Below are 13,423 nucleotides of genomic sequence, written 5' to 3'. Positions count from 1 at the left end.
AGGCATAATAAAATACTTGCAGCCGCGGCGTAGCCTGGCCAATATCTTTTTTTCCCGGTTACCGGTAGCTGAACTTCATTATCTAAAGGCAACGGCTCGGATAAAGCGTCATCATTACCCATCGTTTCGGCCAGGTACTTGTCAAGTTTTCCTTCATTAAGCAGATGTGAAAATATCTCTAACTCATCGTCACTTACCCGCTTTTCGAGATACCTTTTTACCAGTTGCCTGTAATACGTTTCTTCCATTTAATCATGGCTTTTATACCATGACTTTAAAAGCCCAAAACAGGGTAGCAGGAAAATGTTATTTTTTGAAATTTAATGTTTGAAAACAACGGCAAGCAGAACACTGAGCGAAATACCAAGCTCGGTTTCAACTTTTGAGCTCAAAACCTTCATGGTAAATACCATGTGATTTTTGATAGCATTGCGCGAAACGCCTAACTGTTTGGCAGCTTCATCGTAAGTTTTGCCCTGTTCGCGGCAAAGCGCGAAAACTTCTCTCGAACGCTCGGGCAGGGAGGCCAGCGCATTCTCAACAAATAAAAGATATTCTTTGGTAAGCCGCTCCTCCTCTATCGTATTACGATATTCGGCGATGGTGGCAGAGATCTGGCTTATAGCAGTTTCTGTGCGGAAAGCTAATTTCAGATGATCAAGTGCAAGGTTCCTGGCTATAGTAAACAGGTACGATTTAAACGATTGTACGTTGCCAAGCTGTTCGCGCTTATTCCATATTTTAATAAAAACATCGTGCGTCGCATCCTCACTTAAAACACCGGCGTGCAAATATTTTTGCATAAACCTGTTTATTGGAACCGCGTAGCGGCTATACAATTCATTATACGCAGCCTCATTTCCGTAAACAAGCAATTGCTGCAATTCAAAATCGGATAATGATTGTACTGATGGCATTTTGAAAACTACTTATTTGCTTTAGCAAAGTAAGGCTTGTATTGTTACTTTATTGTTAAGCATTTTATAATCCTGAAAGAACATATAAATTTCTAATTTTTTAGCAGAACGCCAAATATGATTAATGTTTCTTAATTGTTTAAATTTACTCGTGATCCGTTGGGCTATATTATAAAGCAAGATTTTTTCATTCAAAGAGGCTGTTCAAAAACGATTTAATAAAACGGAGCCTCGGTCCAGGATAGAGACTGGGCGACCGAAGTAATTTCCAAACTATGTGAAACATGGAACGGGATCATCAAAATATTTGCCGATAACGGTTATCGGGGCGCATTAATTGATAAAGTAAAATAGATGTTCAAAATAGTTTTTGAGGTAATTAAAAGAAGCGAATTACACATCTTTAAAGTCCTACCCAAACGATGGATCGTAGAGCCAACATTTGCCAAGATCGATACCAACCGAAGATCTGCAAAAAACTATGAGAGATTCAACCCTACAAGTGTAGCCATTGTTCATTTATCCGCCGTAAGAATTATGCTGAACCGTTTTTAACAGCATCTAAACTTCAGAATATTTATAAAGTGATAGATAACATTCATAAAAACTTCATTATCAGGGGCGAGCTTCGTTGCTGTTAACATACCCACATGCTTCGAGAAGCTTTAACTATGTTGAATAGGTTTATAGGCCATTTCCTGGACTCTTGTTAAATAATTATTTCAGTTAATGCACATATTAGTAATAGAAGATGAACCGAAGGTTGCGGCATTTTTATTAAAAGGCCTTCAGGAATCTCAATACCATGTTAGTTTGGCTACTGATGTTTTTGATGCGAAACAAGCGCTTCAGGCTAATGATTATCATTTAATTCTGATCGATGTATTACTTCCCGACGGAAATGGCATGGACCTTTGCCGGTACATTCGAAAGCAGGACGCCCGGACACCAATATTGATGCTTACCGCGTTAGACAGTATTGATAATAAAGTTAGTGGCTTACAGGCAGGAGCAGATGATTACCTTGTTAAGCCATTTCATTTTAACGAATTACTTGCCCGCATCGAAGCGCTACTGCGCAGAACGGTAAGGCTGCAAACTGAACCTGGGATACTCATTTATGCCGATCTTAAACTGAATACAGATAGTAAGATAGCTGAGCGTGCCGGGGCCGAAATTACCCTTACAGCCAAGGAATATGCCTTACTGGAACTTTTTATGCAGCACCCCAATAAAACACTCTCAAGAGACTATATAGCTGAAAAAGTTTGGGGGATCGACTTTGATACCAAAACCAATTTTATTGATGTGTATGTGAATTACCTTCGTAAAAAAATTGAGAAAGGCTTCCAAAGCAAACTGATCCATACTAATATTGGCATGGGCTATATACTGAAAGAGAAAGCAGGCTGATGAAGATCAAAAATAAGTTGGCACTCAATTTTTCGCTGATAACCGCGGGCATATTACTGGTTATTTTATCGGCTATCTTTTTAGTATTTTATTCGTTTGTGCGGAACGATTTTTATGGGCACCTGAATGACAGGGCCAAAGTTGCAGCACAATTATACCTCGAAGCAGATGAGATCTCTACAGATTCGCTGGGGCATGTACGGGAGCGTTATCTTGCTAAATTACCGGAAGAGCATATCGGCATTTATAATGAACATAATGAATCTTTTCTGGCTCATAAGCATTCGTACTGGACAGATAAGGTTATTGACCGTGTGCGCAGCAAAGAACATTTACAGTTTGCTGACGGCAACAGACAAACTGTGGGTATTTATTACCGGGACAACCAGGGTAACTTTGTGATTTTAGTGTCTGCGATTGATATAGGTAATAATGAGCAGCTGCTTGACATGGCCCGTATCATGTTCGTCGCCTTTATTATTATCAATGGCGGGGTGTTTTTTATTGGTCGCTGGTTTGCCCAAAGATCACTATCTCCTATAAACGATTTGATCCGTCAAATGCAGCGCATAACCGTAAATGACCTCCACGTAAGGGTGCATGAAAGCGGAGGTAAGGACGAGATCACAGAACTGGCCCGTAATTTTAACAGGCTACTGGAACATTTATATAACGCCTTTGAACTTCAGCAAACATTTGTAACCAATGCATCGCATGAGTTACGTACTCCTGTTACCAGCATCATGGGAGAAATTGAAGTTGGCTTAAATAAGGAGAGATCAGTAATAGAATACAGGCAGTTACTAATGTCGGTGCTGAGTGACGCTGAAAATCTAAACGATACTATTAGCAGTTTGATGGAACTTGCGCAGTCTGACATGGAATATACCCGTGCCAAATTGACCCCGGTTATGATCGATGAACTGATATGGGAAATACATTATTACTGGAACAATAAAAAAGCAAAAGGGAAACTTATAGTAGAAATGCAGCAGATGCCCGAAGATGCAAACCATTTAGTGATGATGGTTAGTAAGCCCTTACTGATCATTGCTTTAAATAACATCATTGGCAACGCTTTTAAGTTTTCTGGCGGTCAGCCGGTGGTTTGCGCACTAACTGTTGACGATAGTTTTATTAAAATAGATATCAGGGATTCGGGAATTGGTATCCCGGATGAAGATGTCAACAAAATATTCAACTCTTTTTACCGAAGCCCGAACGGGCGGAATTTTAAGGGCAGTGGCATTGGCTTATATGTTACCCAAAAGATCATTCAGCTTTTTGGCGGGACTATAACAGTGTCGCCAGCACATCCCGGAACCATCTTTTCATTGACATTCCCGCAGCAGGAAAATCTAATGTCGTTCTAATCCAGTTTTAATTCTTCTCTAATCTGACCTGTATAGTTTTGGATAAACAAATAAACTATGCACCGAAAATTTGTTATCGTTCTTTCTTCAATTCAACTATGGTGTATGGCTGTTTCAGGTGCTTGCGTTCAGGCGCAGGCACCCAACAGTGATACATTAAAGGTCAATATTAAGCAAATTGAAGAACAATTTTTAAAAAACAACCTCACACTTATTGCCGAAAAGTATAACATAGATAACGCAGCTGCTCAGGTCATAACTGCAAAACTATTTGCTAACCCCGATTTTAATTTCCAGAACGGGATCCTTAATGATACACATAATGCTTATAAGAACCAGTCGGTAGGTATTTCGCAATTATTCACCACAGCCGGCAAACGAAATAAAAATATACGTTTAGCTCAAATTGGAGTTGAACAGGCCAAATACCAGTTTTTTGATCTGTTGCGCACACTAAGATTTACCTTGCGAACTGATTTTTATACGATATACTATAATCAACAATCGGCCATTGTTTATGATTTGGAGATTAGCTCCCTAAAAAAGACACTAAGCTCATTTAAAGAGCAATATGCTAAAGGTAATATCGCCCAAAAAGAGGTATTACGCATCCAATCGCAACTTTACTCCCTTTTGGCCGAATACAATAGCCTGGTGTCAGGGATGGAAGTTACTCAAAGTGAGCTAAAGATGCTGATTAAAGCTTCACCTCAAAGTTACATTGTTCCGCTTGTTGATACTAGTCTTGTTAATACAATTTCTGCTACTACAATCCCTTATAGTAAGTTGCTCGATTCGGCATATGTAAATCGTTATGATCTTAAAAATGCAAGGATCACTGTTGATTACAACCAAACCAATTTAGCCTTGCAAAAGGCTATCGCGGTGCCCGACATTACTTTTTCTCTTGGATATGATAAATATGGTTCATTTAACAACAACTATGTAGGTGGGGGTATTGACTTTAACCTGCCCGTATTTAACCGTAACCAGGGAGGCATCAAACAGGCGCGTATCGCGATAGATCAGAGTAAGATACAACTGGAAAACCAACAAAATCAGGTAACCATGGACCTCGCCTCCTCTTACAAAGAGGCATTAAGGACCGAAGATCTGTATAACAGTTTTGACCCGGCTTTTAAAACGGATTTCACCCACCTCATTAATGAAGTGTATAAAAACTATTTGTTACGAAATATTGGTTTGTTGGAGTTTATCGATTTTTATGATTCTTTCAAAACAAATACCATTCAGCTCAATAATATCCAGCTCAACAAGATTACCTCGCTCGAGCAATTAAACTACGTTACAGGTACTCCTTTCTTTAATCAGCATTAAGATGAACTATTTATTAAAAAAGCATTGCTTGAAATGCGTGGCATCCGCATTGTTATTGATCAGTTTTAACTCATGCCACTCTGATAATGACACTGAACAGGCAAGACAGCCTTATACGTTGTCAGATTCTCTGAAGAGAATATTAGAAATTGACACCGTTAAGGTCCGCAATATCACCTATGCTATAAAGTTTAATGGAGTTGTTGATTTCAACACCGATAAAGTATCAAATATCTTCCCGCTGGTAAGTGGTATAGTACAAAACATTAATGCAATGCCTGGTGACTTTGTAAAGGCCGGCCAGGTATTGGGAATAGTAAAAAGCAGCGAAATGGCCAACTATTCTTCTTCGCTTAGCTCATCCGAAGCCGCCGTGCGCCTGGCCAAAAAGCAGCTGGAGCAGCAACAGGACCTTTATAAAAGTGGCATGGCATCTAAAGTAGATATTACCGCGGCCGAAGTTAATTATGAACAGGCTGCGGCTGCAAAAACAGCAGCACAGCGTGTGCTGATAGTGAATGGCAACAATACCGGTGGCGATTATTTTATCAATTCGCCCATTGACGGTTTCCTGGTACAGAAAAATGTAACTAACGGCATGGCAATCCGGCCTGATAATTCGGCCCCTATGTTTACAGTGTCAAACCTTAAAAATGTATGGGTAGAGGCTAATGTATATGAGGAGAACGTGAGTAAAGTTCATGAAGGAGACGAAGCCGATATTTCAACCATATCATATCCCGATAAAATTTTTAAAGGTAAGGTGAACAGGTTAATGAACGTGATTGATCCCAATACCAAAGTAATGAAGATGAGGGTAATTATAGATAACCCCGACTTTATGTTAAAGCCGCAGATGTTTGCTACAGTAACCATCAATAACACAGAAAAAGATAAAGCAATTTCGGTAACCAGCAGCGCGCTCATCTTTGACCACAGCCAGTACTACGTTGTTATTTTAAAGGGGGACAAAAATGTAGAACTGCGCCAGGTGGAAGTTATCAGCACCAATGGAAAAACGGCATTCATTAAAAACGGAGTTAATGTCGGTGAACGGGTAATTGCTTCAAAAGCAATCCTGATATATGGATCATTAAACAGTTAATTACCAATTATTCTCAAAAATGACTAAGCTCCTTAAGCGGATCATCGGGTTCTCATTAAAAAACAGGATCCTTATACTATTCCTTGCTGTTATACTCGTTGTAGCAGGTGTTATCACCTTCATTCAAATGCCTATCGAAGCGTTTCCTGATGTAACCAATACCGAAATCGATATCATTACACAATGGCCCGGACAAAGTGCCGAGGAAGTGGAAAAACTCGTAACTATCCCCATTGAGATAGCGCTAAACCCGGTACAGAAAAAGGTGAGTCTGCGCTCAACTTCCATTTTTGGCTTAAGCTATGTGAAGGTGATTTTTGATGATGGCATCAAGGACCCGGAAGCCAGGCAACAAGTAATGTACCTGCTAAATAATGCTACTTTACCGGCAGGCATAACGCCCTCGGTACAGCCGCCGGTAGGGCCGACCGGCGAAATTTTCAGGTATACGCTCAGGAGTAAGGTACGTGATGTAAGGGAGCTTAAAACTATCCAGGATTGGTTAATTGACAGGCGACTGCGGTCTATCCCGGGCATTGGTGATATCAGTAGTTTCGGCGGCAAGACCAAAACCTATGAAATCACTGTTGATCCTGAAAAACTGGCAACGCTGAATATTACACCATTAGATGTTTTTACTGCCGTTCAGAAAACCAACATCAACGTTGGCGGCGACATGATCATTCAAAACAACCAGGCTTTTGCTGTAAGGGGCTTAGGACTGCTTAATGATATCAACGAGATCCGTAATATCATTGTAAGCAATAACAACGGCGTTCCGGTGCTTGTGAAAGATGTGGCACACGTTGAAATTTCAAATTTACCAAGACTGGGATGGGTAGGCCGAAGCGACGCCGTGATCAAAAATGGAAAACGTACCGTTAATGATGATGCCGATGCCGTAGAAGCTATTATTGTTATGCGCAAAGGCGAAAATCCAACAGAAGTAGTTAACGCTTTAAAGGCCGAAGTTGATAAGCTTAATAACGATATCCTGCCCGCCGACACCAAAATTGTTCCATATTACGATCGTACCAACCTGATTGATTATGCTACGCATACTGTATTACATAACCTTATTGAGGGCATTTTACTGGTAACATTGCTGGTATCACTGTTTATGTTTAACTGGCGCACTACTCTTATCGTATCTGTTATCATTCCGTTGGCTTTATTGTTCGCCTTTATCTGTCTGCACCTGATGGGAATGTCGGCCAATCTATTATCGCTTGGTGCCGTGGATTTTGGGATCATCATAGACGGAGCTGTGGTAATGGTGGAAGGAATGTTCGTTATCCTTGATCATAAAGCTGTTGAACTGGGGATGGAACGCTTCAACAAGATAGCCAAAATGGGGCTGATCAAAAACAATGGTGCTGCTTTAGGCAAGGCCATTTTTTTTGCCAAGCTAATTATCATAACCGGTTTGTTGCCCGTTTTCGCATTTCAAAAAGTTGAAGGAAAGCTATTTTCCCCCCTGGCGTATACGCTTGGTTTTGCCTTGCTGGGCGCTTTGATTACTACGTTAACATTGGTTCCGGTACTAATCAGTCTGTTATTGCGTAAAAATGTTCATGAAAAACATAATCCTTTTGTACATAAGCTTACAGCATTTATGCTGGGTGGGTTTGTTAAATCTTTCAGATTTAAAGAGATCGTAGTAACAGTATCGTTGATAGCGATGGTTGTTGGTTTATTCTCCTTTAAATTTTTAGGCAGCGAGTTTTTGCCCGAACTGGATGAAGGTGCAATATGGTTGCGGGTACAATTGCCTTATAGTGTTTCCCTCGATCAGTCGATTGAAACGGCCCGGCAGGTGCGAAAAATATTAATGGAGTTTCCACAGGTACAGTACGCAGTTTCTCAAACGGGGAGGCCGGATAACGGGACTGACGTAGCGGGTTTTTACAACAATGAATTTGACGTATTGATGTATCCGGAGGAAGATTGGAAACCTAAAATAACCAAGGAGCAATTGATTAAACAGATGAACGCGCGATTATCCAAACTGCCGGGAGTTGATCTGAATTTCTCGCAGCCTATCAGCGATAACGTGGAAGAAGCAGTATCCGGTGTAAAAGGATCGATTGTTGTAAAGGTTTATGGCGATTCTCTTAACTATATGGAGTCCAAAGTAAACGACGTTTTCCGCATATTGAAAGACGTAAAAGGGATTGAAGATTTGGGAGTGCTAAAAAGCGTTGGTTTACCCGAGTTGGATATACAGCTCAATCAACAAAAGATGGCGCAGTACGGCGTGGCAACAGCCGATGCAAATTCGGTTATTGCTATGGCCATTGGTGGGCAGGCGGCTTCAACTTTATATGAGGGGGTACGGACATTTGATATCCGGGTCCGTTTCCCGGAAGCTTTCAGGCGTACACCCGCGGATATTGGCAACCTGATGGTTCCAACGCAAAGCGGAGCTAAAGTGGCTATTAAACAAATTGCCGACATCACACAGAAAACAGGCCCATGCCTGATATTCAGGGATGAAAATGAACGTTACGCTACCCTTAAATTTTCTGTGCGCGGTCGGGATATGGGTAGCACCATTGCCGAAGCCAGACAAAAGGTTGATGCCCAGGTAAAATTAGATCGCGGTTATCATATGGCCTGGCAGGGCGATTTTGAGAACCAGCAGCGGGCTCAAAAAAAACTAACCCAGGTAGTGCCAGTCAGTTTGATACTGATTTTCGGTTTATTGTTCATCATGTTCGGTAATGTAAAAGATGCTGCATTGGTATTCCTTAATGTGCCGTTTGCCATTGTGGGTGGTATTATCGCCTTGTTTTTAACGGGCACTAATTTCAGTATTTCGGCTGGTATCGGTTTTATAGCTTTGTTCGGGATCTGCATCCAGGATGGCGTGTTGTTGATCAGTATTTTTAAACACAACCTCGAAAACTTAAAGGGGAGCACCCAAACTGATTTGTATACGGCCATTAAACTCGGCGTCAACTCCAGGATCAGGCCTGTGATGATGACGGCACTGATGGCCGCTATCGGTTTGTTCCCCGCTGCTATTTCGCACGGTATAGGTTCTGAAAGCTCCAGGCCTTTGGCTCGCGTTGTTATCGGGGGTATTTTATGCGCCATGCTGTTTAGCTTATGGGTTTTTCCATTGATTTTTGGTTGGGCTTATCGGAAATTAAAGAACAGCTGATTGATGCCATTTTGTGGATATTTAAATTAGCTTGACATATTTTGTTCCATGATAAAAAACACGTTATAAATTCGAACCACTTATTAAATCAAATGCAGCATCTGTGTTCGTTACAACACTTTTAGCGATTTTCTAACTGGGTGGAATTCGAACCATTTTTTGGAGCAAATGCGACAACATTTGAGCTCATTACAATATTTTCAAGATCCCTGACTGGGTGGAATTCGAACCAACTACTATAACAAATGCGTCTTTTAAGCGAACTAAAGCACTTTTAATGATCCCCTGACTGGGCAGAATTCGAACCACTTAATTGACCAAATACGTGTTTTAAGCGAATTAGAACACTTTTAACGATCCTTGGCTGTGCGCTTTTCGAACCGCACAGTTTATGGTTCGAGTCCTGACTGGGCTCCAACCCTCCTTTTAACCAGCCAAACGCATAAAATCACTGATAAAAGAGTTCGAGCAGTTTCCCCTACGGGCCACCAAAATGCCATATCCCCACTTTTCAAATATGTGCCTATAGAGGCAAATAAAAAAGCATACCCTATCATCATCTTGATAACATTAAATGAGCCTGTTATCTGCCTTTTTTGTCGTAATTGGAAATCACTAAAATGTCATTATGCAATAATGCACATGGTTATCAGAAACGGACAGGTTATTCACATCTGTAGCCATATGCTGATTAGCATGGCTACCGTAATATGGTATTCCCTTAATTCCAGTTTCAATATTTTTAAAGCTTTTCCAATATGCTTTTCCACTGTTTTAACGGAGATAGCCATTCGCTCACTGATTTCACGGTACGACAAGTGTTCATAACGGCTTAATTCAAATGCCTGGCGGCACTGCGGTGATAAATTACAGATAACGGCATTTAATCTCTCCTGGATCTCGTTGGCATAAAATTGCTCCGATAAACTTTCATCACCTACAGTTGTGTTTAGTTGAGAAAACACTTCAACATGCCTTTGCCTGATTTGCTGAGCGCGCCACTCGTGCAAAATTTTATTTCTTAAAAGCGCATTTAAAAAAGCACCGATTTCCTGGCCTGCGTCGAGTTCATAACGTTTCCGCCACAGGTCAACAAAAACGTCCTGTACTATTTCTTCAACAACTTTATCATCCTGTATTTTACGAAATCCGGATTTACAAAGGGCCGAAAAATAACGCAGGTAAAGTAATTTAAAGGCCGCAACATCACCATCGCGTATCATTTCGAGCAATTGACTGTCTGTAAAATCAGTTGTACGCGGCACTTTTGGAAATAATTGGTTTTACAAATCAAATAAATTTAAAGGTAATTTAAAGTTTTTTTTTGAGGTATATGGGGGTAACGCCGTTTTGATGCAATAAGTTATTAAAAGCACCAATTATGAACGACGATAAGCTCAACCAACTTATCGCAAAATATTTAGCAGGCCAGTGTACCCCTTTCGAAAAGCGAGAAGTTGAACGCTGGTATGACCAATATGATGCAGGCGATAAGAAATACCGTAACGACGACACAGAAGCGATGCAAGCCTCTGCTGAACGATCATTTGAGGAGCTGAGCAAACGCCTTTCTTTATCAACACCAACTCGCCGGACTCAAATAAGGCCGACCAGGCCGGTAATTAAAGTATGGCTGGCTGCAGCTTCTGTACTGCTGATCATTTCATTTGGAAGTTATTTTTTATTCAGGCAACATACTAAACCACAATTAACCGCCAATCAGCAATCATCCACTATAAAGCCCGGCTCCAACAAAGCCATATTAACCCTGCCCGGAGGCAAACAAATTAACCTTACCGATGCCGGTAACGGCGTGCTGGCTAAAGCCGGAAGCATTAGTATTACCAAATCAGCCAATGGCCAGCTTATTTACACAGCTGCCAGGCAGGATGCTCCTGCCAACACGGAAAAAATTGAATACAATACTTTAACTACACCTCGTGGCGGGCAATTCCAGGTGATACTGCCTGATGGATCGCGGGTTTGGCTCAATTCGGCCTCTTCAATTATATATCCTACGGCATTTACCGGCAAAACAAGGGCGGTAAAATTGCAGGGCGAAGCATACTTTGAAGTAGCAAAAAACAAGCAAAAACCTTTTATAGTTACCGCTAATAATGTAGACGTAAAAGTATTGGGTACACATTTTAATGTTACGGCCTACAGCGATGATGCGGCTATTACAACGACGTTGCTGGAAGGTTCGGTACGCTTGAGTAAAGGTTCATCAAACGCCCTTCTTACTCCTGGTTTACAAGGCATTGCCCTCCATAATCAGAACAACATTTCAACCCAAAAAGCCAACATCGAGCAGGTAATGGCCTGGAAAGAAGGCTATTTTGTTTTTGACGACCTCAGCATAAAAGAAGTGATGAAAATAGTTTCCCGCTGGTATGATGTTGAGGTAAGCTACCGCGGAAGTGTTGAGAATAAAAAATTTGGCGGTACCATATCCCGTTACAAAAACATTACCGAACTGCTTGATAACATGAGCCAGTCCGGTGGTATCCATTATCAAATTGAAGGAAGGAGGATTTTATTGACTAACTAAGCTTACTAACCATAGGCTATCTGACAAAATAGCCGGAAGCGTACCACCGCCTCCGGCAACAGTTTGGAAACTGTTGTTAGATACCCGCAAATGATCATCGTTCAAACAACCAATTTTCTGATTAACCTAACATTCAAATGTATAAAAAATATACTGCATTGAGATGCGGGCGCATGTCCCGTATTGCCCCTAAATTATTATTGATCATGAAACTGTCATTCTTTTTGTGTCTGATATCCTTTATGCAGGTAAGCGCGGCTTCAATGGCGCAAAAAATCAGCATCGACAAAAACAATGGCTCACTTCGTGAAGTGCTTAACGATATCCACCGTCAAAGCGGCTATAGTGTTTTTTATGATGTTGACCTCATTAAGAACGCCAGACCTTTAACGCTTCATGTAAAAAACGCATCACTTGAAGATGTGCTGAAAGCTTGTTTCACTAATCAGCCCTTCAATTACAGAGTCAACCAAAAAACAATCGTTGTTATCCCCAAACCTGTTACAGCATCGTTGCCCCAGGTTGAAAAATCCGATCAGCCGACTCCTGCAGCGCAAACTATTACAGGTGTGGTTACCAGCCCCAAAGGTGAAACACTGATAGGTGTTACCGTGAAATTAAAAGGCTCCAATGTAGCCGCAGTAACAGGTGCTGATGGTAAGTATTCGATCAAATTAACCGAATTAAAGGGAACGCTTGTATTCTCGTACATAGGCTATGTTACCAAAGAAATTGACATCAATAACCAAACTGTTATAAACGTGACCCTCACAGAACAGGAAAAATCACTTAATGATGTGGTAGTGATCGGCTATGGAACACAGAAAAAGACAAGTGTGACTGGAGCTATCTCATCTGTTAAAGGCGACATATTAACCGAAGCACCTGTTGCGTCGATTGAACAGGGGATGTCTGGTCGCCTTTCAGGGGTACAGGTGAAGCAAAGTTCAGGGCAGCCGGGTGCAGGGATCAGTATCCAGATCAGGGGCGCAGCTTCTATAGCCGGCGGAAACGAACCTTTATATGTGATTGATGGATTACCACAGTTCAATTCAGATGTCAGAACTGCCAATGGCCTAAATTCCATTAATCCAAATGACATCGAATCGATCGAAGTACTGAAAGATGCCGCTGCTACCTCTATTTACGGATCACGCGCAGCGAACGGCGTTGTGCTGGTAACTACTAAAAAAGGGAAATCAGGTACAGCAAAAGTAACTTTCGATACTTATTTCGGAGTGCAGAACGTCAGGAAAAAGCTGCCGTTAATTGATGCAACCGCCTTTAAAGCTTATACGACAGACTTTATTAACGGTGCGGCTAATTTTTCAGCAGCTGCGAAAACTACTTATTTAAATGATTTGGCCAACATAGGCGGCGGGGCAAATACAGACTGGCAAAATGAAACGATGCGCACAGCGCTGAACCAAAGTTACAATCTCGGGATTTCCGGGGGCAGCGACAATAACCAGTATTTCATATCAGCCAATTTCAACGACCAGAATGGGATCATCAAAAAATCTGATTTCGGCCGCTACGCGTTGAGAATGAACCTGAATA

Annotated in this window: 9 protein-coding genes and 1 pseudogene; 7 read left to right on the top strand and 3 right to left on the bottom strand. The window is 41.3% G+C overall.

Translation table 11 applies throughout. The features are described from left to right. Nucleotides 1–248 (bottom strand): annotated as a pseudogene (locus VF500_RS09175) (FecR family protein); the annotation flags it as partial. A gap of 72 nt (nucleotides 249–320) precedes the next feature. Continuing rightward, the gene (locus tag VF500_RS09170; RefSeq protein ID WP_330859390.1) at nucleotides 321–917 is read right to left on the bottom strand and encodes an RNA polymerase sigma factor; all 597 of its coding nucleotides are present in this window, start codon (nucleotides 915–917) and stop codon (nucleotides 321–323) included. A gap of 729 nt (nucleotides 918–1,646) precedes the next feature. Here VF500_RS09170 and VF500_RS09165 point away from each other — a divergent pair. Genes VF500_RS09165 through VF500_RS09145 form a run of 5 tightly spaced genes read left to right on the top strand, consistent with a single transcriptional unit; the run spans nucleotide 1,647 to nucleotide 9,312 of the window. Then, nucleotides 1,647–2,330, top strand: coding sequence for a response regulator transcription factor (locus VF500_RS09165; protein ID WP_330859389.1), 684 nt, complete (start codon nucleotides 1,647–1,649; stop codon nucleotides 2,328–2,330). Next, on the top strand, nucleotides 2,330–3,703 hold the full coding sequence (locus VF500_RS09160) for a sensor histidine kinase (RefSeq protein WP_330859388.1): 1,374 nt from the start codon (nucleotides 2,330–2,332) through the stop codon (nucleotides 3,701–3,703). Before VF500_RS09165 ends, VF500_RS09160 begins: the two co-directional genes overlap by 1 nt. Nucleotides 3,704–3,760: 57 nt before the next feature. Next, on the top strand, nucleotides 3,761–5,041 hold the full coding sequence (locus VF500_RS09155; RefSeq protein ID WP_330859387.1) for a TolC family protein: 1,281 nt from the start codon (nucleotides 3,761–3,763) through the stop codon (nucleotides 5,039–5,041). Between the two features lies 1 nt (nucleotide 5,042). Further along, nucleotides 5,043–6,146 (top strand): efflux RND transporter periplasmic adaptor subunit, encoded by a 1,104-nt coding sequence (locus VF500_RS09150; protein ID WP_330859386.1) that lies wholly within the window; start codon nucleotides 5,043–5,045, stop codon nucleotides 6,144–6,146. Between the two features lie 19 nt (nucleotides 6,147–6,165). Continuing rightward, entirely contained in the window at nucleotides 6,166–9,312 is a 3,147-nt protein-coding gene (locus VF500_RS09145) for a CusA/CzcA family heavy metal efflux RND transporter (RefSeq protein WP_330859385.1), read from the top strand. Nucleotides 9,313–9,980: 668 nt separating this feature from the next. Here the strand turns inward: VF500_RS09145 and VF500_RS09140 are convergent. Next, nucleotides 9,981–10,577, bottom strand: coding sequence for an RNA polymerase sigma-70 factor (locus VF500_RS09140; protein WP_330859384.1), 597 nt, complete (start codon nucleotides 10,575–10,577; stop codon nucleotides 9,981–9,983). A gap of 116 nt (nucleotides 10,578–10,693) precedes the next feature. On the opposite strand from VF500_RS09140, the gene VF500_RS09135 reads away from it, so the two are divergent. Together VF500_RS09135 and VF500_RS09130 are read left to right on the top strand one after the other, a co-directional pair. Then, nucleotides 10,694–11,863 carry a FecR domain-containing protein gene (locus VF500_RS09135; RefSeq protein ID WP_330859383.1) on the top strand — a complete coding sequence of 390 codons (1,170 nt, stop codon included), beginning with the start codon at nucleotides 10,694–10,696 and terminating at the stop codon, nucleotides 11,861–11,863. 206 nt (nucleotides 11,864–12,069) lie between these two features. Next, nucleotides 12,070–13,423, top strand: a 1,354-nt coding sequence (locus tag VF500_RS09130) for a SusC/RagA family TonB-linked outer membrane protein (RefSeq protein ID WP_330859382.1), incomplete at its 3' end; no start/stop codon positions are given.

Origin of the sequence: Mucilaginibacter sp. (assembly GCF_036383575.1) — a bacterium.
Lineage (GTDB): Bacteria > Bacteroidota > Bacteroidia > Sphingobacteriales > Sphingobacteriaceae > Mucilaginibacter.
This window is presented reverse-complemented; position numbering and strand designations above follow the sequence as displayed.

Excerpts from the sequence above, each read along its gene's own strand:
- VF500_RS09170 (WP_330859390.1), bottom strand. The coding sequence starts at position 917 with ATGCCATCAGTACAATCATTATCCGATTTTGAATTGCAGCAATTGCTT.
- VF500_RS09165 (WP_330859389.1), top strand. The coding sequence starts at position 1,647 with ATGCACATATTAGTAATAGAAGATGAACCGAAGGTTGCGGCATTTTTA.
- VF500_RS09160 (WP_330859388.1), top strand. The coding sequence starts at position 2,330 with ATGAAGATCAAAAATAAGTTGGCACTCAATTTTTCGCTGATAACCGCG.
- VF500_RS09155 (WP_330859387.1), top strand. The coding sequence starts at position 3,761 with ATGCACCGAAAATTTGTTATCGTTCTTTCTTCAATTCAACTATGGTGT.
- VF500_RS09150 (WP_330859386.1), top strand. The coding sequence starts at position 5,043 with ATGAACTATTTATTAAAAAAGCATTGCTTGAAATGCGTGGCATCCGCA.
- VF500_RS09145 (WP_330859385.1), top strand. The coding sequence starts at position 6,166 with ATGACTAAGCTCCTTAAGCGGATCATCGGGTTCTCATTAAAAAACAGG.
- VF500_RS09135 (WP_330859383.1), top strand. The coding sequence starts at position 10,694 with ATGAACGACGATAAGCTCAACCAACTTATCGCAAAATATTTAGCAGGC.